We start from the raw sequence: 26,003 nt of genomic DNA, 5'->3' as shown, positions 1-26,003 counted from the left end.
CCTCTAGTCTACCAGCGAGTTGCTAATGTCTAAAGAGATAACTTAATTTTTTAGCGTATCTATAGCGAGAACGGCAGTGATATTTGCTGAAACCTGCCATCTAACATTAAAATCAAGTAAATGGGCAGCGTAGATTTTTTCGTCAGCTTCGCTTTTTTTATAAGCTGGACGTGGATCTTGCGCTAAAACTTGGCGAATAAAACGCTCAAGGAAAGGATAGCGGGTTTGTTGCTCAATCAACTGTTTTTGGGCAGTAGCTGAAAAAACCACTTTCATTTCACTGGCCGGTGCAGCTTGGGCAAATCCAGCAACTGCTTTTGGTAAAGATTCCGCAAACGGCAGATAGGGTTTTATATCAATCACAGGGGTGCCATCAACTAAATCCAGACTACCTAAAGCTAAATCTACTTCGTTATCACGGATAATTAAATTTTTCAATTTTATTAATGATATACCTATTGGATTAGGACGAAATGGAGAACGAGTGGCGAAAACACCCATTTTGGTATTACCGCCTAAACGGGGAGGCCTTACTAATGGACGCCAACCTTCAGTCATGGTTTGATGAAAAATGAAAATAAGCCAAATATGACTAAATTGTTCTAATCCACGAACAGCATCAGGATGATTATAAGGCGGAAATAGGCGCAAATAACCCTGTCCATCATCAATTAAGCCTGGTTGTCTCGGGATGGCAAATTTTTCTTTATAAGGTGATTCTATCACCCCAATCACGTTAAATTGAAAATTATCCATTAATAATATTCAGCGCAGAGCCTTCACAAATAGCAGTTTGATAACAATCTGGTGTACTAATTATTTCACAACGGTGCAATAACACGCTATTCGCGCCGAGAGAAGAGGCGTTTTTCAGCATGTTTTTTTTCGCTACGGGAATACTTACACTTGGATCTTGTCGATTAGGTTGGCATGAAATACCGGAAACAATGCCCAGATCCTTAAATGGTTTACCCAGTAATGCTTCTGTTTTATCAATAATTTTTACCACAGAGCGCTTTTGTGGTGATTTTTTTTTGATAATATTTGGGGGATTTTTTAGCGAGTTATCTGGTTTATTATATTCAGCTGGAGAAAGTACATTACAGCCTGAGATACAGAGTGTAAGACAACAGAGTAATAGGCGCATATAAATTCCTTATTAAAGAAATCAAATAGAACTACAAATCAGCTTTAGCCATAATAATAGAAACAATTGACTGCATAAAATTTATAATAAAACCAGCGAATATAATCCGCTGGTTTTATTATAATGTCATTTTTTTTGAAAAAGCGATCACCAGCCTGGAATAGCACCACCGTCAAAAATTTTATTGGCTGCTTCAGCTACTTCTTCGGATTGATAGGCTTTAACAAACTTTTTCACATTTTCATTATCTTTATTATCTTCACGACTCACAATGAGATTTACATATGGTGAATTTTTGTCCTCAACGAACAATCCATCTTTTGCGGGCGTTAATTTAGGTTCGGCGCTACTAGCCCAAGTGGAATTAATAATCGCTAGTGCAATTTTCGGATCATCTAAACTACGGGGTAATTGCGGTGCTTCAAGTTCAATAAAGTTTAGCTTTTTTGGATTTTCGGTGATATCCAATATAGTGGGTTGTAAACCGGCACTGGCATTTACTTTGATTAGCCCTTGTTTTTGTAGCAACAATAGTGAACGTCCTAAATTGGTAGGATCATTCGGGATCGCGATTTGGGCTCCATCAGGTAGTTGTTCAACAGATTTAATTTTTTTAGAATAAGCCGCAATAGGATAAATAAAGGTGTTTCCAACAGCGACTAATTTATAATTGCGATCTTTAATTTGTTGCTCTAAATAAGGTTTATGTTGAAATACATTAAGATCAATATCGCCTTTGTCCAGGGATTCATTTGGCAATACAAAATCATTAAAGGTAACTAATTCAACATCTAACTGATATTTTTCTTTGGCAACTTTTTGTGCGACTTCAGCCACTGCTAACTCTTTCCCCATAATGACACCCACTTTGATGTGATTAGGTTTTTCTGTTTTTTCACCACAGCCACTAAAAACTAATATGCTTAATAGCGCTGCAATAGCGGTGATGGTTTTTATTTTGATAGACATAATTACCTCTATAAGACTAAATCTTAGTGCTTTTAAGCAATAATTTTATTTACGGGTTTTTTTCATTACGTGATTACCAACAAATTGAATAGCAAAAACCAAAATAATCAGTAAAGCAAGAACCGTATTCATAACAGTTGGGTTATAGGTATAATAGCCGTATTGCATAGCAATCTGACCCAGTCCACCAGAACCCACTGCGCCGCCCATTGCAGAGTAACCTACTAACATAATTAAAGTAATGGTCGCTGCATTGACTAAACCGGGTAAAGATTCAGGTAACAGAATTTTACCAATGATTTGTAGCGGCGGCGTTGCACCCATTGAACGAGCAGCTTCAATTAAGCCATTAGGGATCTCTAACAGCGTATTTTCAACCATACGGGCAATGAAAGGTGCTGCACCAATAGTTAACGGAACGATCGCGGCCTGAATACCGATAGATGTGCCGACAATTAATTTAGTTAATGGAATAATCCAAACCAATAAAATAATAAATGGAATGGAACGAAACACATTAACCAATGCAGACACTATTCGATAAAGGGTAAGATTTTCCATAACTTGCCCGGGGCGGGTCACATAAAGTAATATGCCAATAGGAAGCCCTAATAAAAACCCCAAAAATCCCGACACAAAAGTCATGATAAGTGTATCTAACGCACCATTTAGTAGCAGAATGATCATTTTTTCAGACATAACCTAAGATCTCCACTTTTACATGGTGCTCTTCTAAAAAAGTAATTGATTTTTCAATACCTTCGTCAAGACCATGAAATTCAGCAAGCATAAAACCAAATTTAACACCACCGGCGTAATCTATTTGTGAGCTCAATATATTGATGTCGATATTAAATTTTCTAACAACCATTGAAATTAATGGTGCATCTACTGACTTACCGGTAAATTCCAATTTCAATAATGGCGATAAATCTGGCGCTGGCACCATCTGCAAACGCGTTTGATAATCTTCTGGAATATCTAATACGAATGTTGATTTAATAAAATTTTGCGCAATTGGTGTCTTAGGATGAGAAAATACCTCACTAACGCTATCTTGTTCTATTAAACGCCCTTCACTGATAATCGCGACTTGATCGCATATACGTTTTACAACATCCATCTCGTGAGTAATAAGCAAGATGGTTAAACCTAAACGTCGATTAATATCTTTTAATAGCTCAAGAATAGAACGGGTTGTTGCTGGATCTAATGCACTTGTCGCTTCATCACATAATAATATTTTAGGCGAATTGGCTAAAGCACGAGCTATAGCAACGCGTTGCTTCTGTCCTCCAGATAGACTGGCTGGATAGGCATCCTTTTTATTTGCTAAACCGACTAGCTTTAATAACTCTGTTACGCGTTGATGGATCTCGGCTTTTGGCGTGTTATCTAGTTCTAGAGGTAAGGCAATATTATCGAAAACATTGCGTGATGAAAGTAGATTGAAATGTTGGAAAATCATGCCGATAGTACGACGCGTTAAGATTAATTGTTTTTCAGAAAGATCTGTCAACGCTTGCCCATCAATCAATACTTCACCTGTCGTTGGGCGTTCAAGCATATTGACACAACGAATTAGCGTACTTTTTCCGGCACCGGAAGCACCGATAACTCCATAAATTTGGCCTTGAGGGACATGCAGATTAATATTGGTTAATGCGTGAATTGCATGTGCTCCTTGGTGAAAAATTTTATTAATGTTAGAAAGTCTTATCATTATTGTGATCTACTAAATAATGGAAATAGAGTGGTAAGAAAATTCGACTATATTTAACACGGATGTTAAGGTGTCTAGACGTCTAAGTCAACAAAAATATAAATACGACTCTTGTTCTTATTTAGCTGCTTTTCATATAATGAACAAAGTTAAATTTAATGGAGTAATGTGGTGAGTCAAAGTATTCCGGCAATTTTCCTCGATCGTGATGGTACTATTAACCTCGATCATGGTTATGTTTATGAAATAGATAATTTTCAGTTTATCGAAGGCGCAATTGAAGCAATGCTTGAATTAAAAAAAATGGGCTATGCATTGATTCTTGTTACTAATCAATCAGGTATTGCAAGAGGATTCTTCACAGAAGCACAATTTCTTGAACTGACAGAATGGATGGATTGGTCTCTTATTGATCGTGGCGTTGAGCTTGATGGTATTTATTATTGTCCTCATCATCCTGATGCAATTGAACAAAAATATAAACAAATATGCGATTGCCGTAAGCCGAAAGCTGGTATGCTATTGGCAGCGCGAAAACAACTTAATATTAATATGAAGGCCTCTTACATGGTGGGCGATAAGCTTTCTGATATGCAAGCCGGTAAAGAAGCACATATTGGTACTAATGTATTGGTAACTACAGGAAAATCTGTCACTGAAGATGATAAAAAGTCTGCTGATTGGATTATAAATAGCTTGGTAGATTTACCTAATAAGATAAAAAATCGGCAATAAAAAAATAACAACATTGTTCATAAATAAAGCAAATTTATTTTTTTCAAAAAAGTACTTGTACAAAGCTAAAATCAATCTATAATGCCCTCCCGTTAACGCAATTTACTCATCAATTGATGAATAAAAGCGAAAAGGAAAATTAAGGTGAAAAGCGTAATATACGCCACCTCGCGGCCTAGGTCGCACGCTCTTTAACAATTAATCAGACAATCTGTGTGGGCACTCGCAAGACATCATCAAAAAATATTTGATTTTAAAGTCTTGAAGAGTGACAAAACAGTTAATTCATATATGAACTAATATGCAGTAACGTTATTTTGAACGGCAGCGGCGAAGGTGGTCAAACACCGGCAAAGCGGGTTGAACAAAAGGGCGTTACGGTCAGTAAAACATTCTTTGAGCATCAAGCTTTTAATTGAAGAGTTTGATCATGGCTCAGATTGAACGCTGGCGGCAGGCCTAACACATGCAAGTCGAGCGGCAGCGGAAGGAAGCTTGCTTTCTTGCCGGCGAGCGGCGGACGGGTGAGTAAGGTATGGGGATCTGGCCGAAGGCGGGGGATAACCACTGGAAACGGTGGCTAATACCGCATAATCTCTAAGGAGCAAAGTGGGGGACCGTTCAGGCCTCACACCTTCGGATGAACCCATATGAGATTAGCTAGTAGGTGGGGTAATGGCTCACCTAGGCGACGATCTCTAGCTGGTCTGAGAGGATGATCAGCCACACTGGGACTGAGACACGGCCCAGACTCCTACGGGAGGCAGCAGTGGGGAATATTGCACAATGGGCGCAAGCCTGATGCAGCCATGCCGCGTGTATGAAGAAGGCCTTCGGGTTGTAAAGTACTTTCAGTCGTGAGGAAGGTGTTAAGGTTAATAACCTTAGCAATTGACGTTAGCGACAGAAGAAGCACCGGCTAACTCCGTGCCAGCAGCCGCGGTAATACGGAGGGTGCGAGCGTTAATCGGAATTACTGGGCGTAAAGGGCACGCAGGCGGTTAATTAAGTTGGATGTGAAATCCCCGGGCTTAACCTGGGAATGGCATTCAAGACTGGTTAACTAGAGTCTTGTAGAGGGGGGTAGAATTCCATGTGTAGCGGTGAAATGCGTAGAGATGTGGAGGAATACCGGTGGCGAAGGCGGCCCCCTGGACAAAGACTGACGCTCATGTGCGAAAGCGTGGGGAGCAAACAGGATTAGATACTGTAATGGTCAACAAATTCTGTAGAAGATCTAAGCGGCATTCTTTAGTTCATGATATTTTTGATGTGGCGTTAAATAACCAATCGTTGAATGGCGTCGATAATAATTATAAAACTGAATGTAATTTTCAACTTCATAGACAACAGATTGATGATTCATAAACGATAAATGGTTAAGCTTTTCTGTCTTTAAACTCCTAAAAAATCTTTCCATCACGGCATTATCGAGGCAATTACCTCGCCGACTCATGCTTTGAGTTATTTTCCGTTCAAAGAGGTGCACCCTAAACTCCTCCGATGAATATTGGCAACCTTGATCTGAATGGAACATCAAACTTGTCGTATCCGGTAATTGCCGTTCAATGGCGTTATCTAAGGCTTCTTTCACTAATTTCGTATCCGGTTTTGTTGATAAGGCATAACCAATAACTTCTTTGGTGGCTAAATCTAACACGCAAGCTAAATAGCTCCACCCATAGTGATATCTAATATACGTGATATCACCGACATAATAGTGATTATGCTGTTGAGGGGAAAATTGTCGTTTAAGCAAATTAGGGGCATATCGATGTTCGTTACCCGATGAGGGATAGTAATGCTTTTTCGTTGGTCTAATTGCAACTAATTGATTTAATTTCATGATGTTTGATATTTTATAAGTGCCAATCTGGCACCTAAACCCTTTAACTCAGCTTGGATACGTCTTTTGCCATAAGTTTGGCCCGATGTATAAAAAATACGTTTGATTTCGCCACACAGCCTTTCATTTTCAACTGTCGGTATTTTCGTTTCATAATAAAAACTACTACTGCTTACTTCAAAAGATGGCATAACTCAGTGACCGTAAAATTGGGGTACATAATTTTCATTTGCTTCACGATTTTGAGTTTTGATTGTCGAGGATGAAGTAAGCCGCGGCTTTTTTAATATGTCATTATCCCTCTGAGCACGCTTAAGTTTTGCTTCTAATTCTTGTATGCGCTGTTGCTCGGGCGTTAACGCTTTTGATTTTACAGGCGTATTCCCATTCAACTCGGCAAGATATTGTTGCTTCCAGCGCGATACGGCAGATTTACCCGCACCGGATATTTTTTCAACTTGGATATTGCTATATCCACCTTCAACCATGAGTTTTGCATATTCCAGTTTTTGCTTTGCGCTAAAGGTCACTTTTACTTTTCGTGGCATGTTTATACCTATAAGATTTTGCTTAATTATAAGCTATAAATCTCTACAGTTTTATTAGACCACTACAGTGTAGGATAGGTGGGAGGCTTTGAAGTGTGGACGCCAGTCTGCATGGAGCCAACGTTGAAATACCACCCTTTAATGTTTGATGTTCTAACTTGGGCCCGTAATCCGGGCTGAGGACAGTGTCTGGTGGGTAGTTTGACTGGGGCGGTCTCCTCCCAAAGTGTAACGGAGGAGCACGAAGGTTGGCTAATCACGGTCGGACATCGTGAGGTTAGTGCAAAGGCATAAGCCAGCTTGACTGCGAGCGTGACGGCGCGAGCAGGTACGAAAGTAGGTCTTAGTGATCCGGTGGTTCTGAATGGAAGGGCCATCGCTCAACGGATAAAAGGTACTCCGGGGATAACAGGCTGATACCGCCCAAGAGTTCATATCGACGGCGGTGTTTGGCACCTCGATGTCGGCTCATCACATCCTGGGGCTGAAGTAGGTCCCAAGGGTATGGCTGTTCGCCATTTAAAGTGGTACGCGAGCTGGGTTTAGAACGTCGTGAGACAGTTCGGTCCCTATCTGTCGTGGGCGAAGGAAGATTGAGGGGGGCTGCTCCTAGTACGAGAGGACCGGAGTGGACGCACCACTGGTGTACAGGTTGTCATGCCAATGGCATCGCCTGGTAGCTAAGTGCGGAAGAGATAACCGCTGAAAGCATCTAAGCGGGAAACTTGCCTCAAGATGAGTCTTCCCTGACAGTAATGTCCTATAAGGGGTGTTCGAGACGAGGACGTAGATAGGCTGGGTGTGTAAGCGTAGCGATACGTTGAGCTAACCAGTACTAATGACCCGAGAGGCTTAACCTGACAACACCGAAGGTGTTTTTGGAGAGAGAATTTTAGCTTGTTTTGAGATTGAATCTGGTCGAATTTTGCTGAAGGCCGAGGTGTGTTTGCTACTGAGGTAGGTGAGCAGCCTGTAAGGCAGCGAAATGAGACGGGATAAATAGAAAAGAATTTGTCTGGCGGTAATAGCGCGGTGGTCCCACCTGACCCCATGCCGAACTCAGAAGTGAAATGCCGTAGCGCCGATGGTAGTGTGGGGTCTCCCCATGTGAGAGTAGGGAGCTGCCAGACTTTAATTTAATACTAATGGGAAAGACCATTAGTGAAATGAATCTGCGATAGAACAGTTTGGTTAGTGGTTATTTATCTATACTTTTAATTATTAATATGATGGATAAGCTGCTTAAACGTTCGTTAAAATATAAATAGCAAAGAATTTGCTTAGTAGCTATAGCGCGGTAGCTCCACCTGATCCCATGCCGAACTCAGAAGTGAAATGCCGTAGTGCCGATGGTAGTGTGGGGTCTCCCCATGTGAGAGTAGGGAACTGCTAAGCTTAAAATATTAAGGCCACCTAATTAAGGTGGCTTTTCTGTATATGTAAATAATAAATCTAACTTAATGAATAATATATTTTATAGTTGAATTGTATCTATTTTATCGACGAGCTTTATTAATATTTTTGACATTTATTATAGGTAATTGACTAATCTAACTAGAAATATTAATCGAATCCTTTTCTTCTAGTAGTTTTTCAACAACACTAGGATCCGCTAACGTTGATGTATCACCAAGATTATTTATATCACCAGTGGCAATTTTTCTTAGAATACGTCGCATAATTTTACCTGAGCGTGTTTTTGGTAATGCATCAGTCCAGTGAAGAATATCTGGTGTTGCTATTGGTCCAATTTCTTTACGCACCCAATTGCGTACTTCATTATAAAGTTCTGCTGAAGGTTCTTCACCATGATTTAATGTAATGTAGGCATAAATAGCTTGTCCTTTAATATTATGTGGGACACCAACGACGGCAGCCTCAGCAATTTTAGGGAACGCTACAAGTGCAGATTCGATTTCGGCTGTACCTAAACGATGACCAGAAATATTTAAAACGTCGTCAACACGACCGGTTATCCAGTAATAACCATCTTCATCACGGCGAGCACCATCTCCACTGAAATACATACCTTTAAATAGTGAAAAATAAGTTTGCTCAAAGCGTTCATGATCACCATAAATGGTTCTAGCTTGCCCTGGCCATGAATCCATGATGACAAGATTGCCTTCAGCAATACCCTCAAGTAAATTACCTAAATTATCAATAAGCGCGGGCTTAACACCAAAAAAAGGTAGTGTTGCCGATCCCGGTTTAAGTTCAGTTGCTCCCGGTAAGGGAAGAAGCATAAAACCACCGGTTTCTGTTTGCCACCAAGTATCAATAATAGGGCAATGACTATTGCCTATTTTTTTGTAGTACCATTCCCAAGCTTCCGGATTAATAGGCTCACCGACAGAGCCTAAAATCCTTAAAGAATTACGCTGAGTTGCTTCAATAGCTTTATCTCCTTCTGCCATCAAAGCACGAATTGCGGTTGGTGCGGTATAAAGAATATTTACTTTATGCTTATCAACTATTTGACCCATGCGATTTATACTTGGATAGTTAGGTACACCTTCAAACATTAGCGTGGTGGCTCCATTGGATAGTGGGCCATAAATTAAGTAACTATGGCCTGTTACCCAGCCTATATCAGCAGTGCACCAATAAATTTCTTTTGCCTGGTAGTCAAATGCGTATTTGAAAGTGATAGAAACATAAACTAAATAGCCACCAGTGGTGTGTAAGACGCCTTTGGGTTTGCCTGTTGAACCAGATGTATATAGAATGAATAAAGGATCTTCCGCATTCATTTCTTCAGCGGGACAGTCAGCGTTGAGGCCTTTAATAACTTCATGCCACCAATGATCACGTTTTTCCTGCCAATCGATTTGATTACCTGTTCGTCTAAAAACAATAACATTATTAATACTTTCAATTGCTGGATGTTTTAACGCTTCATCAACATTTTTTTTCAGTGGTATAGTACGATTTGCTCTTAACCCTTCATCTGAGGTAATGATCAGTTTAGCTTTACTGTCAATAATGCGACCTGCAATAGCTTCTGGTGAAAAACCAGCAAAGATAACAGAGTGAATAGCTCCAATGCGGGTACATGCTAACATGGCGATGGCTGATTCAGGTATCATCGGCATATAAATAGCAACAACATCCCCTTTTTTGATGCCTAATTTTTTTAATGCATTGGCAAATAGGCAGACATCATGATGAAGTTGGCGGTAAGTTATATGATAAGACTGTGATGGATCATCGCCTTCCCAAATGATTGCAGTTTGATCACCGCGTAATTGTAAATGGCGATCTAGACAGTTAGCACTTAAATTTAAGGTACCATCTTCAAACCATTGGATGTTAATGTGCCCTGGATCAAATGAAGTGTTTTTTACTTTGGTATAGGGTTTTATCCAGTCAACAATTTGACCTTTTTCTCGCCAAAAAGCGTCATAATCTTCAAGTGATAATTGATAATCTTGTTGGTACTGTTTTTTATTAATTAAGGCATGTGCGGCAATTTCAGTAGGAATGGGGTACTTGAACGTTGATATCATATTTTTCTTCTCCTCATTTGTGTTAATCATATGTCAAAGAGCAGTTAACTAAACCTATGAAAAAGAATTTGTTTTTTTTTTGTGTAAGTGATCACGTAAATGATGGTGTTTTATTTTAGATTTGTTGTTTATTTATTAATTATTCTATTTGAATTGTTTTAATTGATGGTTTTTATGAAAAAATTTTATTTTAATCTAATGAGCTAATATGTCGATTTTTTTTATAGAGAAATAAAAACCTTAAAAAATATATTGTTTATAATTGTTTTCATTATTATGGTAATCCTTGTAAAATAAGGATTGATTGAAACATTTATTTTATATTTAAGTAACAGGAGTTAATGCGGATGAGCTATACATTACCTTCCCTGCCTTATGAATATGGGGCACTAGAGCCACATTTCGATGAAAGGACAATGAAGATCCATCATACCAAACATCACCAAACATATGTCAATAATACTAATGATGCGTTAAAAGATTTTCCTGAGCTTGCTAAACTTGATATAGATGATTTAATTCAAAATTTAGATAAGGTGCCTGCCGATAAGCGTACTTTTTTACGCAATAATGCAGGTGGGCATGCCAATCATAGTATGTTTTGGAACGGTTTGGAAACAGGTACTGAAGTAAAGGGTGAGTTAAAATCTGCGATTGAACGTGATTTTGTTAGCGTTGAGAATTTTAAAGAAATCTTTGAAAAAGCAGCAGCCACTCGTTTTGGTTCCGGCTGGGCGTGGTTAGTATTGAAATCGGATGGAAAGCTGGCGGTTGTTTCGACAGCTAATCAAGATAACCCATTAATGGGGGAATCTATTTCTGGTGTTTCCGGTTATCCTATTTTAGGGCTTGATGTTTGGGAACATGCTTATTATCTTAAATATGAAAATCGTCGCCCTGAATATATTAAAGCCTTTTGGTCAGTTGTTAATTGGGATGAAGCGGCAAAACGTTTTGCAGAAAAAGTAAAATAGCATTGACTTTATCTGTTTGTTTATTATCAATGTTAGTGGTGCCAGATTATTTACTGGCCTACTAATATTTTTTAATGACCAATTAAAATTATAGTAATGAAAAAATTTTAACTCTAATTAATTATATAAACAAATAAAAGAAACTTTTTGTTTCGCTAAATGGTATTTTGTTATCTATATCATTCAATAAATATATTAATAAAATAAAGATTGATATTTGTTTTAACTATTTATTTTTATTAATTTTTAAATTTATTCTTAATGTCAATCTCCCTCGAGTTTTAGGAGGGAGAAGAGCATTATTTTTTTATAGGACTAATAAAACCTATCGCGTCATAAACTTTACTAAGGGTTACTTGAGCGCGAGCCTCTGCTTTGCTAGCACCTTCAGACATAATGTCATTCAATAGTTTTTCGTTATTACGAAATTCATCAAAACGGCTTTGAATATTTATTAGCATATCTGAAACAGCTTCAGCAACGGTGTTTTTAAGATCGCCATACATTTTTCCGGTAAATTGTTTTTCTATCTCAGAGGTAGATGTACCTGTTACACCAGAAAGGATATCTATCAGATTAGAAATACCCGGTTTGTTTTCTGTATCATAATAAATTTGCGGTGGCTCGTCAGAATCAGTAAGGGCACGTTTTATTTTTTTAGCCGCTGATTTAGGGTTTTCTAATAAAGTTATTACATTATTGCGGTTATCATCTGATTTTGACATCTTTTTTTGTGGTTCTTGTAGAGACATAACCCGCGCTCCTTTTTCAGGAATAAAGGGATCGGGTACAGTAAATATTTCACCATAGAGCGAATTAAAACGTTGAGCAATATCGCGGCTTAATTCTAAATGTTGTTTTTGATCAATACCAACCGGGACTTGGTTTGTTTGGTAAAGTAAAATATCGGCAGCCATTAATACTGGATAATCAAATAATCCAGCATTAATATTTTCAGCATGACGGGTTGATTTGTCTTTAAATTGTGTCATGCGGCTTAATTCACCAAAATAGGTATAACAGTTAAGTGCCCAACTAAGTTGAGTATGTTGCGGAACATGGGATTGAACAAAAATAATACTTTTTTTAGTATCAATACCACAAGCTAGGTATAAGGCTAATGTATCAAGCGTACGTTTTCTTAATTCTTTGGGGTCTTGACGAACTGTAATGGCATGTTGATCAACAATACAATAAATACAGTCATAATTATCTTGCATGTGAACCCATTGGCGTAATGCGCCAATATAGTTGCCGATGGTTAATTCCCCAGACGGTTGAGCCCCACTGAATACAATAGGCTTTTTGTCGGTATTAGTTGAATTTATAGGGGGTGTATTCATGTTATGATCCCAGAGTTGTCAAAGGTGGTAGTCCTAACGCAGGAAGTAGATCGGCAAAGTTATCTAATACATAATCTGGTTTACTTAATGCGATAGATTCACCATAGTTATATCCGTAAGTTAAACCCACACAAGGACAATCTGCAGCTTTAGCGGCTAAGATATCATTATGAGAATCACCGACAAATAATAATTGATCTTTATGTAGGCCAAATTTTCCCATTGTAAGATACAGTGGAGCCGGATGGGGTTTTTTCTCTTTTACGTCATCGCCCCCTAATATTAAAGAAAAATAACAATCAATGGTTAATTTTTTTAATAAAGGGTCAATAAATGGCGTAGGTTTATTGGTGACGATTGCCATTGGTAAAGGTTGTTTGGCTATTTCTGCTAATGTTTCTTTTACTCCAGGAAAAAGCTGACTACCAGTTATTACTGTAGTTGCATAAATTTTATCAAATAATTGGCGTGTATTATTTTTGATTTCTGGTGTGATTTTAACATTTGCCCAAGTTAATGCGCGTTCTATCATAATATCGACGCCATTACCAACCCAGGTGGAAACAAGTTCTTTGCCTGCAGCGGGTAATTGCTGAATGATTAAAGCATGATCTAAAGCATCAGCTAATCCGCCTGCACTGTCGACTAATGTACCATCCAAATCAAATGCAATAACTTTAATCTTGGTTAATTTTTTAAATGCCATTAAATTGCCTCAGCTAACTTTTTACGCATAGCATCAATGACAGTTTTGTAATCTGGTTGATTAAAAATTGCAGAACCTGCGACAAAGGTGTCAGCACCTGCATTTGCAACATTAATAATATTATTAACATTGATCCCGCCATCAACTTCTAGGCGAATATTATAACCGTTTTCATCGATCATTTTACGAACTTGACGCAATTTATTTAGGGTTTGAGGAATAAAAGATTGTCCACCAAAACCAGGATTTACCGACATGATTAGGATCATATCCAATTTATCTATCACGTAATCTAAATAGTTTAATGGTGTAGCTGGATTAAAAGCTAAACCAGCTTTACAACCGTTATCTTTAATTAATTGTAATGTGCGATCAATATGCTCACTTGCTTCAGCGTGAAAGGTAATATAGGTTGCACCAGCTTTAGCAAAGTCAGGAATCAGTCGATCTACTGGTTTTACCATCAAATGCACATCAATGGGTGCCTTAATACCATAATCTCGCAATGCTTTACATACCATTGGGCCAAAAGTTAAATTTGGAACATAATGGTTATCCATTACGTCAAAATGGATAATATCAGCTCCAGCTTTAATGACTTTCCCAGTATCTTCACCTAAACATGCAAAATTTGCGGATAAAATAGAGGGGGCAATCAGAAAATCTTTCATTATTGTCTCCGATTTGTTTTTTTACCTTTTGCGTTTTTTTTATAAGTTGGATTATAAAATGCCAAAAGTTCATCGACTTTTCTACGAGCAAGGCTATTACGACTAATTGTTCTACGTACTTTAACAACATTTAGCTTGGCGTGATGATACCATTCTCTAGTCGCTGGTGTATCATGATTTGATATTAATACGGGTATTCCGCGAGTTGATGATAAGTGATAAGCAATTTGAGCCAGATTGTATTGTTCTTTGTTGCCAAAACTATTTGTATGATATGCGGTAAAATTAGCTGTATCAGAAAGAGGTGTATAGGGTGGATCACAGTAAACAACAGCACTTTTGTTTACTGATAGTAATGTTTCTTGATAGGTTTGGCAGACAAAAATAGCTTTTTGTGCTTTTTCTGCAAACCAATAGAGTTCATCTTCAGGAAAATAAGGTTTTTTATAGCGCCCAAATGGAACGTTAAATTCCCCTTTTGAGTTGTAACGACAAAGACCATTGTAGCAATGACGATTAAGATATAAAAATAGTTCACTACGACGTCTAGGATTATTACATAAGTTGAATTCAGTACGTAAACGGTAGTATTGCTCAGGCGTATTAAACTCGTTGTTAAAAAGCTGACGTGAATGCTGCACAAATGTATCAGTATGATATTTTACAGTATTATATAAATTGATAAGATCATTATTAATGTCAGCTAGGATGTAAGCATTATAGTTGGTATTCAAAAATACTGAACCTGCCCCTACAAATGGCTCTACCAGACAATCACCTTCTGGTAGATATTTTTTAATTTCTTCTACCAGAAGATATTTACCGCCAGCCCATTTTAAAAAAGCGCGTTTTTTCTTCATGCCGCCATATTTTATCTAAATGTTCCAGAGTTTTTGATATATCTCTGTTTAGGACAGCATATTTGCGCCTAATGATTCTTTATTTTTGATCTTGCTTAACTTGCTGAAATTTTCTAACCCAGGGTTTTTTTTCCTGAACAGAAGCGGGCAAAGTTGAAATTGCGTTTTTTGCTTCACTGACTGAGCGGTAATTACCGTGGATAAGAACATACCATGGTTGTTCATTGCGTATGGTCTTATAGATTTTATAATTAGTTAAGCGATTGTTTTTAGCAAATGCTTCTAGTGAGTTAGAACGGCTGGCACTACTTAACTGTAGTGTGTAATTACTTGCTGGTGCCGATAATAAATCTCCACTTTGATTTGTATGTGTTCTAACTATAGGTTTTGTTTTTGTTTCAGGATTAGTTTTAATTGGTTCAACGATTTTAGGTGGTGTAGTAGCGGGAAGTTTTGTTGATGATGGCGTTGATGTTGGATTTTCAACGAGTTGTTGCTTTGCATTAGGTAATGTTTGTCCCTGGCGTAAAGCATCAACAACGTCACCAGGGATTTCAATACGTTTACCTTGCCCTTGGTTGGCTGGAGGTAAGGAACTTTCAGTCGGTGTATCACTAATTGAAGGCATGGTTACGTTTTGTGGTTGGCTTTGTTCTTGGGATAAAGGGGACTCATTTGATAGTGATGTTGATTTAGAAATATCAATGTTACGTTCATTTATTGTTGTAGAGGTATTTTGTTTCTCATGATCTGTTGGCGCTTTAAGTGCTGAGCTAATCGCGATAATGAGTAATAATAGAACCAAAACAGCGATACCAATCATGACATGTTGCCGAGAAGCTAGATGGTGTTTAGATCCTTGCTGACGTGAACGTAATACAGGCCTGTCTGAAGTGTCTGGCCGGAAGTTACTCTGATCTTGAGGATCTCTTTCTGGTTTAAACTCGTCCATTTCCCCTCCCTTTAAGGTGAATGACCTCATATCATGGATAAAGATGATTTTTTGTACAATTTGATTCTAAAATACGGATATTTATTATAGTGTCACTATGGCTATCTTGCTATCTCAATCACGGTTTAATCTGTATGTAGGCATTGTTTAATTGCTTTTAAAACAATCTCATGGCTTATATTAGTATATAATTCTGCGTTGCCAATAGATTTGGGTAGCACCAGATTGAGTTGATTATTAACTACTTTTTTATCTCTCATCATGTGAGGTAAATAGGCTTCAGCAGCCATTTTTGCTGGTCCCTTAATAGGGAGATTTGCTTGCCTCAGTAAGTTTAAAATGCGTTGAGTATCATTATTATCAAATTGGCCAATTAACTCTGCGGTTTTTGCAGCCATCACGATACCTGCAGCAACTGCCTCACCGTGTAGCCAACAACCATAGTTTAATTCAGTTTCAATGGCATGACCAAAGGTATGTCCTAAGTTCAATAAGGCACGTTGTCCATTGGTTTCTTTTTCATCTATAGCAATGATTTTTGCTTTTAATTCACAACAATGTCGTATGCAATAACTTATTGTTTTTTCATCTAATTCAAATAGTTTATTAATGTTTTTTTCTAACCAACAAAAAAAATCATAATCTAGAATAATGCCATATTTAATAATTTCAGCTAAGCCTGAAGAAAACTGACGTACTGGTAATGTTTTTAGACTATCTAAATCAATAATAACTGATATTGGCTGATAGAAAGCACCAATCATGTTTTTACCTAATGGATGATTGACTGCTGTTTTTCCTCCAACAGATGAGTCAATTTGAGATAAAAGCGAGGTTGGTGCTTGGATAAAACGAACGCCTCTTTGGTAGCAGGCGGCAGCAAATCCTGTCAAGTCACCAATAACACCGCCCCCAAGGGCAATAAGGGTGGTGCTTCGAGGATGATTTTTTTCCAATAAAGCAGTGAAGACAGTATCAAGAGTAGCTAATGATTTGTACTGTTCTCCGTCAGGTAGAATGATCTCATCAACTTTGACGCCCATTTTTGTAAGAGTAGATTTTACTCTTGCGGAATAAATGGAATGTAGCGTTTTGTTCGTTACAATCATTACGTATTCGCCACTTTTAAGCGGCAAAAAAGCATCAGGCGAGTTAAGTAAACCAAAAGCGATACTAATAGGGTAACTCCGTTCACCGAGTGTAACTGTCAATTTTTCCATATTGATTTTACCTTTATGGCATGGTCAATCAGTCATTCATATTGATTTATTGAAATTAAGTATTTTCTAATAATCCAATGATTTGGTTAGCAACTACTTTTGCACTTTGATCGTCGGTATGAATAGTAATGTCTGCGATTTCTTCATAAAGTGGATTACGTTCATGAGCGAGTTTTTCTAAAACTTCACGAGCAGGCTGATCTACTTGCAATAAAGGTCTTTTTTTATCGCGTTGAGTTCGTGCCATTTGTTTTTCAATCGTAGTTTCAAGATAAACGACTACCCCGCGAGCAGAAAGACGGTTGCGTGTTTCTTTTGATTTTACCGATCCCCCCCCTGTTGCTAGAACAATGCCTTGTTTTTCTGTAAGCTCATTGATAATTTTTTCTTCACGTTCCCGAAAACCTTCTTCGCCTTCCAAATCAAATACCCAACTCACATCAGCACCAGTACGTCGTTCAATTTCTTGATCGGAATCAAAAAACTCCATACTAAGTTGCTGCGCTAGCTGGCGACCAATAGTACTTTTTCCGGCGCCCATAGGCCCAACCAGAAAGATATTGCGTTTCTCTGCCATGTTTTTGGTATTACTAAGATTATTCGTTAATGATAACCCGCCCCGCCAATCAAATTAGCAACGGGACCTATAATTGAAACCTCATGAGTATTGACATCTTTTCTTGCATATAAAAGCAAAAAAATCCCAAATACATTCAGTTTTTTCTGAATTATATCGGAAGGGCCTGTTTTTGGAACATAACTGATAGCAGTATTTCTTCACAGGTTTAAAATCCCGAATGTCTCGTAATACGTAATATACAGTATTACGAAGCTCAAGTATTCGTCTTTAAGTTTGTTTGCGCACTAAGTTTAACATCAATCAATTTGAAAACCACGTCGATATCTATACGGAAAATGTATTATTTGCTGCCAATTATGAATGATATTAAATTGGATATAAAAATTATCGCAATAGATTAGCTAAAAATGCAACTCTAATCGTACATATAAAGGTTTTATTATCGAGTGTGCGCACAACAATATTTATTTCGCTAAATAGCTAACCTTGTAAGCTAAATCTTTCTTATCGTCAAATTTATAATCCACTATTCACAATAATCGGATGATTTTTGCTCTCTTGGGTGCTGTTTAGGATGAAGTTATATTATAAAAAATAATTATTAGTTACTATGTTTTGTTAAATATTAATTAATTGTGGTGTTATAAATATGATTAATTCTCTATGGTAAGTTTGTTTTCCATCTTTGGTGAATAAATGACCAAAAAAAGGAATGTCTGCCAGGTAGGGAATTTTTTGTTGTTGACTGTTTTTTTTCTGCTGAAAAATCCCACCTAAAATAAGTGTTTCTCCATGATTAATAGTAACTTGGGTTGATATTTCTTGTTTATTAATTGCAATATGTTGGTAAGTATTTGCTAGCAGAGTGGTATTGGGACTATTTTGACTGATTTTTAGCGATAGACGAACTTTACCTCCTCGTAAAATAGTAGGAGTAACTTCCATTCCTAAAATTGCTTCTTTAAATTTTATCTGGCTTTTTTTATTATTTTGAATGACATAAGGGATTTCTGTGCCTTGTTTAATGCTGGCAGATTGATTATGAGAGGCCATTAATCTGGGGCTGGCAATGATAGATAGCTGATTTTCTTGTTCTAGAGCACTTAATTCCAGTGACAATAAGTGACTTTTAATTTTAGCAATATTAAATGCGATATGTGGAATTGAAGACGGTGCTGGTTGATGAATATTAAGTCGATTGATTCCTACTTGATTGATTTTATCTGTACTAAGTTCCCAAAATATACCCAGCTCATACAAAGCTTCTCGACTTGTATTGATAATATAGGCTGTGATTTGGACTTGTTGTTGAGGTATATCAATTTTTTTTAGCCACGATTGAAGACGCTCAATATGTCTCTGTGTATCCTCAAAAATTAAGTTATTGGTCTGTTTATCGGCAAAAACTTTTCCTTTTTTTGAGAGTAAAGGCGGATTATTTTGTGAAAGTTGAGATGCTAGTAATTCCGCTTCGACATATTGGAGGGGATAACTTAGATAATGTATATCACTCTTTTCTTCAGCTATCGATATTGTGGGGGTAACATTGTTTTCAATGATTTCCTCTGTTTTTGGTGGTGTAAATGGCTCTCTGGCGGCTATAACATTAACGCTAAATAATGTTATTAATAAGACAATTGATATTAAAGTAAGTAAATTCATTATGTTAGGCTTTTTGTCATGGATGAAAGAATGAATTCGCAATGTAAATTATTTTTTTTGGGTGTTATTTTTAGCTGATGAATAAGTAGTAGTGGATGTGTTTTTTGTAAGTTTTCGATAAAAGCTATTAATTGATAGTAGCTTGCTAAAATTGTGAAATAGTAATCTACGCGATTATTTTGATTTTGTTGTTGCCAGTAGATAAGTTTTTCACCTGAAGTAGGTGGCGGAAATTTAAATTGCTCAAAAGCATGGGTGGTAGTCTGCATTGAAGTTAGTAAGTCTGTTATTTGTTGTTTCCTTTGGTTTATCAAGGTATTTAATTTGTTTTTTGTTATATTTTGTATGAGTTGGGTTTTTAATGTGTTGATATGTTGTCTGCTGTTTTTCCGCTGTTGATTCAATTCATTAATGATTAAAGAATTTTTTGACCAATAAAAAATAAAGAAAAAGAGAAAAATCAAAAAAAGTGTTAACCATTGTGGGATAAGTTGTTTCCATAATGGTCTATAAAACCATTCATATATTTTATTTTTTATCATATTGTTCCTCCGAAAATAGCCACTTTGCATTTAATATGGTTTTTTGAATATTCTGAGAGGTCAGTTGTATTGTTTGTAATTGAATTTGAGTTACTATCTTTTGCTCGGTTAATTGGCGCATGAACTGTAAAATTTCATGATAATCATGGCTATTTGCTTTAATTACCAAATTATCTATTTGGCTTGAAAGTGCCTCTAACCAACTGCCTGTTGGCAAAATGTGCGGAATTTGTTGTAGTAAATAAAGTTGGCGTTTGTTGTGGTTAGCGGTTTGAATTAACGTATTAAGTTGTTGCGTTAATTGTTTAAGTTGTTGTCGCTGTTGTTCAATGTTAGCAAGCTGTTGTTCAATAGCTGCAATTTCTATTTTTTCTTTATCAAGTAAATATTGTTGATGAAGGTATTGCTGTTTATGTCTATCAAATATAAAAAAAAGAATTAATATCAAACTTGAAATTTGGATAAAAAAGAGAGATAACCAAACATAATAACGTTGTTTAAGGCGTTTTTTCTGCCATGGCAAAAAATTAACTTGATACATCATCTTTCTCCCTCACGAAGTGCTAAACCTGCGGCGATCGCAAAATTATGAAAATCTTTTGGTAACTTGATAGGGTAATATCGAAAAGAATCTAACAGAGACCATGTGGAGAAATGATGATGCTTTATATCGTTACCGAGGTAAAAAATAGTATTAGGTTGTTGTTGAGTTTCTTTAGGTAGTAATAGTATCAATTTTTCTATAGAGTCTACTTCAGTTATCTCAACAGGTTGGTAGTGTATTGATTGATATAAAGGGCCTGCACATATCCACTCTTGTTGTCGCCGATAAATAAGCCAGGTGTTATCAGGAATAGCAGCTTTATGTGCTAAGTAACGAAGAGCATTAGGAGATATATCGATAACCGAAAGTGAAAAACCTACCTCATGTAATAATTCAGACCAAAAAGCAATATCACTACGTCTGGTAGCACAAAGGTAAATTTGCTTTTGATAAATACGATAATCCAAAACAAGCTCACGAATGTCGATAGGAAATAGCGTTTCAGCTTTGCTGTGGACGAACCACCCAAGTTCTGGTTCTGTTAGTGTGATTTTTTCAGGTAAAAGGAAGTGAGATTTTAGGATTTGTAATGATGATAAAGAGAATCTTGTATCACAATTGTTAGGTAGTTTTTTGTACCATTGTTGCAGGATATTTTTTAGCGTGGTTATACGAATATTTTGGGTTTCAGTATCTTGGGTTTTAGTGATTGGTAAAGAATGTTGCCAACATTCGCGAAGTTGCCAGCCATGTCTGTGTCGAGTAGCAGCCACAAGTTGAATTTTATTATGATGTATATCAAGGCCAATCTGCCATTTTTGTAAAAACATAGACGATTTCCCTATTGTTAATGTATAAAATTCCATATTCAAGGTAATTTCAAACATTTATACTAAATATTCGATGTTTATAAACCACCCAATAAATTGTAAATGGGAATTTCAGGTGAAGATCGTAAAGTTTTTTCTTTTTTTTATAGTTTGCTGTCTATTTTTGGGGGCAGGATCTATTTTTGGTTTGTACAAATATGTCGAATCAGAATTACCTGATGTAGCAACATTAAAAGATGTTCGATTGCAAGTACCTATGCAGGTGTTAAGTGCAGAAGGTGAGTTGATCGCACAATTTGGAGAGAAACGGCGTCTTCCATTGCCATTAAAACAAGTTCCCCCGCTAATGATAAAAGCTTTTGTTGCGACGGAAGATAGTCGATATTATGAACATCATGGTGTTGATCCTATAGGAATTTTTCGAGCTGTATCGGTGATGGCTGCTTCCGGTCATGCTTCGCAAGGGGCAAGTACAATAACGCAGCAGTTAGCAAGAAATTTTTTCTTAAGTCGAGAAAAAACATTGATGCGTAAAGTTAAAGAGGTATTTTTAGCTATCCGGATTGAGCAATTGTTGTCAAAAGATGAAATTCTGGAACTTTATTTAAATAAAATTTATTTAGGAAATCGCGCTTACGGGGTGTAGGCGCAGCGGCTTATGTCTATTTTGGTAAGTCTGTAAATGAATTAAGTTTAAGTGAAATTGCTATGATTGCAGGTTTACCAAAAGCACCTTCTACTTTTAACCCCCTTTACTCCCATGAACGAGCGATAAATCGTCGAAATACCGTACTATTGCGTATGTTAGAAGAGGGCTATATTACTCAACAGCAATATAATGAAGCAAAGCGTGAAAACATTATTGCTAGTTATCACGCGCCAAAAATTTCGTTTTCAGCTCCCTATCTGGCAGAAATGGTTAGGCAAGAGCTCTATAACCGTTATGGTGAGGATGCTTATACAAATGGTTATAAAGTTTATACCACAATCATCGGTAAAGATCAGATAGCAGCAGTTAATGCTTTGCGTAATAACCTAATTAATTATGATATTCGTCATGGTTATCGAGGAGCAGAAAAAATTCTTTGGACTCAGCTACAAACACCTTGGACTCATGAACAAATTATTGAACAGCTGAAAAAAATATCTACTTATGGGCCATTAATTCCCGCAGTGGTTATTGCGACAAATAAAAATAAAGCTGAAGTGATAATGCCGAATGGTGTTTCTGCTGAGTTGGCAATGAATGGTGTTTCTTGGGCACGTAAGTATATTTCTGATGAGCGTCAAGGCATAGCACCTAAAACGGTTAACGAAGTTGTTAAAGTGGGAGAATTAATTCGTATACGACAGGTTGAAGATAGCTGGTGGTTAGCTCAAATACCAGAAGCAAATTCAGCTTTTATTGCTCTTAATCCATTAGATGGCGCTATTGTCTCATTGGTTGGCGGGTTTGATTTTGAATTAAGTAAATTTAATCGAGTAACCCAATCGTTACGTCAAGTTGGCTCCAATATTAAACCTTTTCTTTATACCGCCGCATTAGATAAAGGATTAACGTTAGCTTCATTATTAAATGATATGCCAATTACTCGTTGGGATGCTGGAGCGGATTCAGATTGGCGACCTAAAAATTCTCCCGCCAAATATGCTGGTCCAATCAGTTTGCGTCAGGGATTAGGCCAATCTAAAAATGTTGTGATGGTACGCGCAATGCGCGCAATGCGCGCGATGGGTGTTGATTATGCGGCGGATTATCTAAAACGTTTTGGTTTTCCTGAAGAAAATGTTAATCGAACTGAGTCATTGGCATTAGGTGCTCCGTCATTTACGCCGCTGCAAATAGTTCGAGGTTATGCCGTTATGTCTAATGGTGGTTACCTTATCGAACCTTATTTCATTAGTCGCGTTGAAGGGCTACAAGGTGAAGTTGTGTTTGAAGCTAAAGCTAAAATTGCTTGTCCAAAATGTAACGATATACCTGTTATTTATGATGATGTGCCAAAAATTAAAGAAATAAATGCAGAATCTATTGAGGATATAGTTAAATCTACAACGCCAATGACGAATCTTAAACCTAGTGTAGATATTAATAGTGAAATTCCAATAACGGTTGAACAAAAAAAATATGCTCCTCTGTAATGGTCAACAAATTCTGTAGAAGATCTAAGCGGCATTCTTTAGTTCATGATATTTTTGATGTGGCGTTAAATAACCAATCGTTGAATGGCGTCGATAATAATTATAAAACTGAATGTAATTTTCAACTTCATAGACAACAGATTGATGATTCATAAACGATAAATGGTTAAGCTTTTCTGTCTTTAAACTCCTAAAAAATCTTTCCATCACGGCATTATCGAGGCAATTACCTCGCCGACTCATGCTTTGAGTTATTTTCCGTTCAAAGAGGTGCGCCCTAAACTCCTCCGATGAATATTGGCAACCTTGATCTGAATGGAACATCAAACTTGTCGTATCCGGTAATTGCCGTTCAATGGCGTTATCTAAGGCTTCTTTCACTAATTTCGTATCCGGTTTTGTTGATAAGGCATAACCAATAACTTCTTTGGTGGCTAAATCTAACACGCAAGCTAAATAGCTCCACCCATAGTGATATCTAATATACGTGATATCACCGACATAATAGTGATTATGCTGTTGAGGGGAAAATTGTCGTTTAAGCAAATTAGGGGCATATCGATGTTCGTTACCCGATGAGGGATAGTAATGCTTTTTCGTTGGTCTAATTGCAACTAATTGATTTAATTTCATGATGTTTGATATTTTATAAGTGCCAATCTGGCACCTAAACCCTTTAACTCAGCTTGGATACGTCTTTTGCCATAAGTTTGGCCCGATGTATAAAAAATACGTTTGATTTCGCCACACAGCCTTTCATTTTCAACTGTCGGTATTTTCGTTTCATAATAAAAACTACTACTGCTTACTTCAAAAAGATGGCATAACTCAGTGACCGTAAAATTGGGGTACATAATTTTCATTTGCTTCACGATTTTGAGTTTTGATTGTCGAGGATGAAGTAAGCCGCGGCTTTTTTAATATGTCATTATCCCTCTGAGCACGCTTAAGTTTTGCTTCTAATTCTTGTATGCGCTGTTGCTCGGGCGTTAACGCTTTTGATTTTACAGGCGTATTCCCATTCAACTCGGCAAGATATTGTTGCTTCCAGCGCGATACGGCAGATTTACCCGCACCGGATATTTTTTCAACTTGGATATTGCTATATCCACCTTCAACCATGAGTTTTGCATATTCCAGTTTTTGCTTTGCGCTAAAGGTCACTTTTACTTTTCGTGGCATGTTTATACCTATAAGATTTTGCTTAATTATAAGCTATAAATCTCTACAGTTTTATTAGACCACTACAGTTTAGGGCGTACTATTACAGGTGGTGAAGCGGGAGCAAAAAGTGCCCAACCTATCTGGAATGATTTTATGAAAGTTGTTCTCGATGGAGTTCGTGAGAATGACATAGAACCTCCTGATGGAATTATTTCTATTACTATTGATAGCAAAACAGGTAAATTAGCAACGAATAATTCAGTAAGTAAAAATTTGGAATATTTTATTGAAGGAACTGAACCTAAAACAGCGGCTATTCGAGAAGTAGGTACAATTGTTATTTCTGAAGATGGAAATAGCCAAGAACTCTTTTGAACAGTAAAATATTCTTTAATTTTTGTCATTGAAATTAGGGTTATTAAATAGACCCTATTTCATTTAACAATATTAGGACTTAATTAAAATTAGCAAATGTTTTTGAGATAACGTTGAGCATAAAATAGGGCGCTAATATTTCTTGCTTCGTTAAAGTCTTTAACATCAAGAAGTTGCATCATATTTTCGATTGGCCAACGAATTTGTTCTAATGGCTCTGGTTCATCACCTTCCAGTTTTTCTTCATAGAGATTTTGTGCAATGAATATATTCATTTTGTTGGAAAAATAGGCGGGTGATATTGTTAGTTTTGCTAGTAATTCAATATGTTTTGCGCCATAACCAATTTCTTCTTTTAATTCTCTTATAGCAGCTTGTATGGCAGTTTCTCCTTTATCAATAGCTCCTTTAGGAAAACCTAGTTCATACTCTTCAATACCAACAGCATATTCACGAATTAAAATTAATTCGTCATTAATAATAGGAACGATCAGTACGGCTTCATTTATTGTTGGCTGCATTCGTTCATAAAGACGCTTAACACCATTACTAAATTCAAGATCAACAGATTGGATACGAAAAAGTCTAGATTCAGCAATATTTTTTATATTCAAAATTTTGGGTTTTTTGATTTGTTTCATATACTGTGTCCCGGACAAAATTTGTTGAATAGATTATAACTTTTTATATTAAGAGCGAAGATAATCTTTTGATTTTTTGCTGAAATCAATTGTCATTCAATCTATCTTTTTAGTGATAATATATCAATAAATTTAGCCAGAGGTGATTATTATAATAAGAGAGTTTTAGTAATATTTTTATTATATTACTTATTAATTGAACGACTATGTTGTTAAAATAAATAATGACAAATCGTAACTCATTGTTATTAATATTAAAAACATAAAACTAGAATAGGAATTACCTTATTTAGAGCTATTGAAAGGGTTGTTATTCTGCA

General features: G+C 36.8%; 23 protein-coding genes, 2 rRNA genes, 3 pseudogenes and 2 other annotated features. Of the genes and pseudogenes, 6 read left to right on the top strand and 22 right to left on the bottom strand.

What is annotated here, in order from left to right:
• Positions 1-42: 42 nt before the first annotated feature.
• The 5 genes from tsaA to metN all read right to left on the bottom strand — a co-directional run bounded on the left by tsaA (position 43) and on the right by metN (position 3,839).
• Entirely contained in the window at positions 43-756 is a 714-nt protein-coding gene (gene tsaA / locus WH390_RS09315) for a tRNA (N6-threonylcarbamoyladenosine(37)-N6)-methyltransferase TrmO (protein ID WP_032115740.1), read from the bottom strand.
• Positions 749-1,147 (bottom strand): Rcs stress response system protein RcsF, encoded by a 399-nt coding sequence (gene rcsF, locus WH390_RS09310; protein ID WP_032115741.1) that lies wholly within the window; start codon positions 1,145-1,147, stop codon positions 749-751. Before rcsF ends, tsaA begins: the two co-directional genes overlap by 8 nt.
• Before the next feature lie 147 nt (positions 1,148-1,294).
• Entirely contained in the window at positions 1,295-2,116 is an 822-nt protein-coding gene (locus tag WH390_RS09305) for a MetQ/NlpA family lipoprotein (RefSeq protein WP_406850566.1), read from the bottom strand.
• A gap of 45 nt (positions 2,117-2,161) precedes the next feature.
• On the bottom strand, positions 2,162-2,815 hold the full coding sequence (gene metI / locus WH390_RS09300) for a methionine ABC transporter permease MetI (protein ID WP_032115743.1): 654 nt from the start codon (positions 2,813-2,815) through the stop codon (positions 2,162-2,164).
• Complete coding sequence (gene metN, locus WH390_RS09295; RefSeq protein ID WP_032115744.1) at positions 2,808-3,839, bottom strand: methionine ABC transporter ATP-binding protein MetN; 1,032 nt, start codon at positions 3,837-3,839, stop codon at positions 2,808-2,810. Before metN ends, metI begins: the two co-directional genes overlap by 8 nt.
• Before the next feature lie 171 nt (positions 3,840-4,010).
• Between metN and gmhB the strand changes: the two genes are divergently transcribed.
• Complete coding sequence (gene gmhB / locus WH390_RS09290; protein WP_032115745.1) at positions 4,011-4,574, top strand: D-glycero-beta-D-manno-heptose 1,7-bisphosphate 7-phosphatase; 564 nt, start codon at positions 4,011-4,013, stop codon at positions 4,572-4,574.
• A 412-nt stretch (positions 4,575-4,986) separates the two neighbouring features.
• Positions 4,987-5,841: a sequence feature (16S ribosomal RNA rRNA prediction is too short), on the top strand.
• 60 nt (positions 5,842-5,901) lie between these two features.
• On the opposite strand, the pseudogene WH390_RS09285 reads toward gmhB, so the two are convergent.
• The 3 genes and pseudogenes from WH390_RS09285 to WH390_RS09275 form a co-directional block, all read right to left on the bottom strand.
• Positions 5,902-6,420 (bottom strand): annotated as a pseudogene (locus tag WH390_RS09285) (IS3 family transposase); the annotation flags it as partial.
• A complete protein-coding gene (locus WH390_RS09280) occupies positions 6,417-6,611 on the bottom strand; it encodes a hypothetical protein (protein ID WP_406850565.1) in 195 nt (64 codons plus the stop codon). The gene WH390_RS09280 and the pseudogene WH390_RS09285, both read right to left, overlap by 4 nt.
• 3 nt (positions 6,612-6,614) lie before the next feature.
• On the bottom strand, positions 6,615-6,968 hold the full coding sequence (locus WH390_RS09275; protein ID WP_406850564.1) for a transposase: 354 nt from the start codon (positions 6,966-6,968) through the stop codon (positions 6,615-6,617).
• Positions 6,969-6,973: 5 nt separating this feature from the next.
• Positions 6,974-7,815 (top strand) — a sequence feature (23S ribosomal RNA rRNA prediction is too short).
• Between the two features lie 167 nt (positions 7,816-7,982).
• Here WH390_RS09275 and rrf (WH390_RS09270) point away from each other — a divergent pair.
• Positions 7,983-8,098: ribosomal RNA gene (gene rrf / locus WH390_RS09270) — 5S ribosomal RNA — on the top strand.
• A gap of 149 nt (positions 8,099-8,247) precedes the next feature.
• Positions 8,248-8,363 (top strand): 5S ribosomal RNA (gene rrf / locus WH390_RS09265).
• A 155-nt stretch (positions 8,364-8,518) separates the two neighbouring features.
• Here the strand turns inward: rrf (WH390_RS09265) and acs are convergent.
• A complete protein-coding gene (gene acs, locus WH390_RS09260) occupies positions 8,519-10,477 on the bottom strand; it encodes an acetate--CoA ligase (protein ID WP_032115747.1) in 1,959 nt (652 codons plus the stop codon).
• A 347-nt stretch (positions 10,478-10,824) separates the two neighbouring features.
• Here acs and sodA point away from each other — a divergent pair, with 347 nt between their 5' ends.
• Complete coding sequence (gene sodA, locus WH390_RS09255) at positions 10,825-11,451, top strand: superoxide dismutase [Mn] (protein WP_032115748.1); 627 nt, start codon at positions 10,825-10,827, stop codon at positions 11,449-11,451.
• 299 nt (positions 11,452-11,750) lie between these two features.
• Here the strand turns inward: sodA and trpS are convergent, their stop codons facing one another.
• The 11 genes from trpS to pilM form a co-directional block, all read right to left on the bottom strand.
• Positions 11,751-12,794, bottom strand: a complete 1,044-nt coding sequence (gene trpS / locus WH390_RS09250; RefSeq protein WP_032115749.1) for a tryptophan--tRNA ligase — start codon at positions 12,792-12,794, stop codon at positions 11,751-11,753.
• Between the two features lies 1 nt (position 12,795).
• On the bottom strand, positions 12,796-13,500 hold the full coding sequence (locus tag WH390_RS09245) for a phosphoglycolate phosphatase (RefSeq protein WP_032115750.1): 705 nt from the start codon (positions 13,498-13,500) through the stop codon (positions 12,796-12,798).
• Complete coding sequence (gene rpe, locus WH390_RS09240) at positions 13,500-14,171, bottom strand: ribulose-phosphate 3-epimerase (protein WP_032115751.1); 672 nt, start codon at positions 14,169-14,171, stop codon at positions 13,500-13,502. Before rpe ends, WH390_RS09245 begins: the two co-directional genes overlap by 1 nt.
• Positions 14,171-15,031 carry an adenine-specific DNA-methyltransferase gene (dam, locus tag WH390_RS09235; RefSeq protein ID WP_032115752.1) on the bottom strand — a complete coding sequence of 287 codons (861 nt, stop codon included), beginning with the start codon at positions 15,029-15,031 and terminating at the stop codon, positions 14,171-14,173. Before dam ends, rpe begins: the two co-directional genes overlap by 1 nt.
• A gap of 79 nt (positions 15,032-15,110) precedes the next feature.
• Complete coding sequence (locus tag WH390_RS09230) at positions 15,111-15,983, bottom strand: SPOR domain-containing protein (protein WP_032115753.1); 873 nt, start codon at positions 15,981-15,983, stop codon at positions 15,111-15,113.
• Positions 15,984-16,108: 125 nt separating this feature from the next.
• Positions 16,109-17,203, bottom strand: a complete 1,095-nt coding sequence (gene aroB, locus WH390_RS09225) for a 3-dehydroquinate synthase (RefSeq protein WP_032115754.1) — start codon at positions 17,201-17,203, stop codon at positions 16,109-16,111.
• 55 nt (positions 17,204-17,258) lie between these two features.
• Entirely contained in the window at positions 17,259-17,780 is a 522-nt protein-coding gene (gene aroK / locus WH390_RS09220) for a shikimate kinase AroK (protein ID WP_026823190.1), read from the bottom strand.
• A gap of 621 nt (positions 17,781-18,401) precedes the next feature.
• Positions 18,402-19,445, bottom strand: a complete 1,044-nt coding sequence (locus WH390_RS09215) for a secretin N-terminal domain-containing protein (RefSeq protein WP_032115755.1) — start codon at positions 19,443-19,445, stop codon at positions 18,402-18,404.
• Complete coding sequence (locus tag WH390_RS09210; RefSeq protein ID WP_032115756.1) at positions 19,445-19,987, bottom strand: hypothetical protein; 543 nt, start codon at positions 19,985-19,987, stop codon at positions 19,445-19,447. Before WH390_RS09210 ends, WH390_RS09215 begins: the two co-directional genes overlap by 1 nt.
• Complete coding sequence (locus tag WH390_RS09205) at positions 19,974-20,528, bottom strand: PilN domain-containing protein (protein WP_032115757.1); 555 nt, start codon at positions 20,526-20,528, stop codon at positions 19,974-19,976. The genes WH390_RS09210 and WH390_RS09205 overlap by 14 nt, the downstream gene beginning before the upstream one ends.
• A complete protein-coding gene (gene pilM / locus WH390_RS09200) occupies positions 20,528-21,361 on the bottom strand; it encodes a pilus assembly protein PilM (protein ID WP_032115758.1) in 834 nt (277 codons plus the stop codon). Before pilM ends, WH390_RS09205 begins: the two co-directional genes overlap by 1 nt.
• 115 nt (positions 21,362-21,476) lie before the next feature.
• Here pilM and WH390_RS09195 point away from each other — a divergent pair.
• Positions 21,477-23,497, top strand: a pseudogene (locus WH390_RS09195) (transglycosylase domain-containing protein); the annotation flags it as partial.
• 30 nt (positions 23,498-23,527) lie between these two features.
• Here WH390_RS09195 and WH390_RS09190 read toward each other — a convergent pair.
• Positions 23,528-24,685, bottom strand: a pseudogene (locus tag WH390_RS09190) (IS3 family transposase).
• Positions 24,686-24,820: 135 nt separating this feature from the next.
• Between WH390_RS09190 and WH390_RS09185 the strand changes: the two are divergent.
• Positions 24,821-25,042, top strand: a complete 222-nt coding sequence (locus WH390_RS09185; RefSeq protein WP_032115759.1) for a hypothetical protein — start codon at positions 24,821-24,823, stop codon at positions 25,040-25,042.
• Between the two features lie 89 nt (positions 25,043-25,131).
• On the opposite strand, the gene nudE is transcribed toward WH390_RS09185, so the two are convergent.
• Positions 25,132-25,683: an ADP compounds hydrolase NudE gene (gene nudE / locus WH390_RS09180; RefSeq protein ID WP_032115760.1), complete on the bottom strand. Its 552-nt coding sequence runs from the start codon at positions 25,681-25,683 to the stop codon at positions 25,132-25,134.
• Positions 25,684-26,003 lie beyond the last annotated feature (320 nt).

The sequence above is a fragment of the Candidatus Arsenophonus nilaparvatae genome (genome assembly GCF_045346035.1).
Taxonomy (GTDB): domain Bacteria; phylum Pseudomonadota; class Gammaproteobacteria; order Enterobacterales; family Enterobacteriaceae; genus Arsenophonus; species Arsenophonus nilaparvatae.
The sequence above is the reverse complement of the archived record's forward strand: the minus strand, read 5'-3'. Positions and strand labels throughout refer to the sequence as shown.

Bases quoted from the DNA above. Each gene is read 5' to 3' on its own strand.
- tsaA (WP_032115740.1), bottom strand. From the start codon at position 756: ATGGATAATTTTCAATTTAACGTGATTGGGGTGATAGAATCACCTTAT.
- rcsF (WP_032115741.1), bottom strand. From the start codon at position 1,147: ATGCGCCTATTACTCTGTTGTCTTACACTCTGTATCTCAGGCTGTAAT.
- WH390_RS09305 (WP_406850566.1), bottom strand. From the start codon at position 2,116: ATGTCTATCAAAATAAAAACCATCACCGCTATTGCAGCGCTATTAAGC.
- metI (WP_032115743.1), bottom strand. From the start codon at position 2,815: ATGTCTGAAAAAATGATCATTCTGCTACTAAATGGTGCGTTAGATACA.
- metN (WP_032115744.1), bottom strand. From the start codon at position 3,839: ATGATAAGACTTTCTAACATTAATAAAATTTTTCACCAAGGAGCACAT.
- WH390_RS09280 (WP_406850565.1), bottom strand. From the start codon at position 6,611: ATGCCATCTTTTGAAGTAAGCAGTAGTAGTTTTTATTATGAAACGAAA.
- WH390_RS09275 (WP_406850564.1), bottom strand. From the start codon at position 6,968: ATGCCACGAAAAGTAAAAGTGACCTTTAGCGCAAAGCAAAAACTGGAA.
- acs (WP_032115747.1), bottom strand. From the start codon at position 10,477: ATGATATCAACGTTCAAGTACCCCATTCCTACTGAAATTGCCGCACAT.
- sodA (WP_032115748.1), top strand. From the start codon at position 10,825: ATGAGCTATACATTACCTTCCCTGCCTTATGAATATGGGGCACTAGAG.
- trpS (WP_032115749.1), bottom strand. From the start codon at position 12,794: ATGAATACACCCCCTATAAATTCAACTAATACCGACAAAAAGCCTATT.
- WH390_RS09245 (WP_032115750.1), bottom strand. From the start codon at position 13,500: ATGGCATTTAAAAAATTAACCAAGATTAAAGTTATTGCATTTGATTTG.
- rpe (WP_032115751.1), bottom strand. From the start codon at position 14,171: ATGAAAGATTTTCTGATTGCCCCCTCTATTTTATCCGCAAATTTTGCA.
- dam (WP_032115752.1), bottom strand. From the start codon at position 15,031: ATGAAGAAAAAACGCGCTTTTTTAAAATGGGCTGGCGGTAAATATCTT.
- WH390_RS09230 (WP_032115753.1), bottom strand. From the start codon at position 15,983: ATGGACGAGTTTAAACCAGAAAGAGATCCTCAAGATCAGAGTAACTTC.
- aroB (WP_032115754.1), bottom strand. From the start codon at position 17,203: ATGGAAAAATTGACAGTTACACTCGGTGAACGGAGTTACCCTATTAGT.
- aroK (WP_026823190.1), bottom strand. From the start codon at position 17,780: ATGGCAGAGAAACGCAATATCTTTCTGGTTGGGCCTATGGGCGCCGGA.
- WH390_RS09215 (WP_032115755.1), bottom strand. From the start codon at position 19,445: ATGAATTTACTTACTTTAATATCAATTGTCTTATTAATAACATTATTT.
- WH390_RS09210 (WP_032115756.1), bottom strand. From the start codon at position 19,987: ATGATAAAAAATAAAATATATGAATGGTTTTATAGACCATTATGGAAA.
- WH390_RS09205 (WP_032115757.1), bottom strand. From the start codon at position 20,528: ATGTATCAAGTTAATTTTTTGCCATGGCAGAAAAAACGCCTTAAACAA.
- pilM (WP_032115758.1), bottom strand. From the start codon at position 21,361: ATGTTTTTACAAAAATGGCAGATTGGCCTTGATATACATCATAATAAA.
- WH390_RS09185 (WP_032115759.1), top strand. From the start codon at position 24,821: ATGAAAGTTGTTCTCGATGGAGTTCGTGAGAATGACATAGAACCTCCT.
- nudE (WP_032115760.1), bottom strand. From the start codon at position 25,683: ATGAAACAAATCAAAAAACCCAAAATTTTGAATATAAAAAATATTGCT.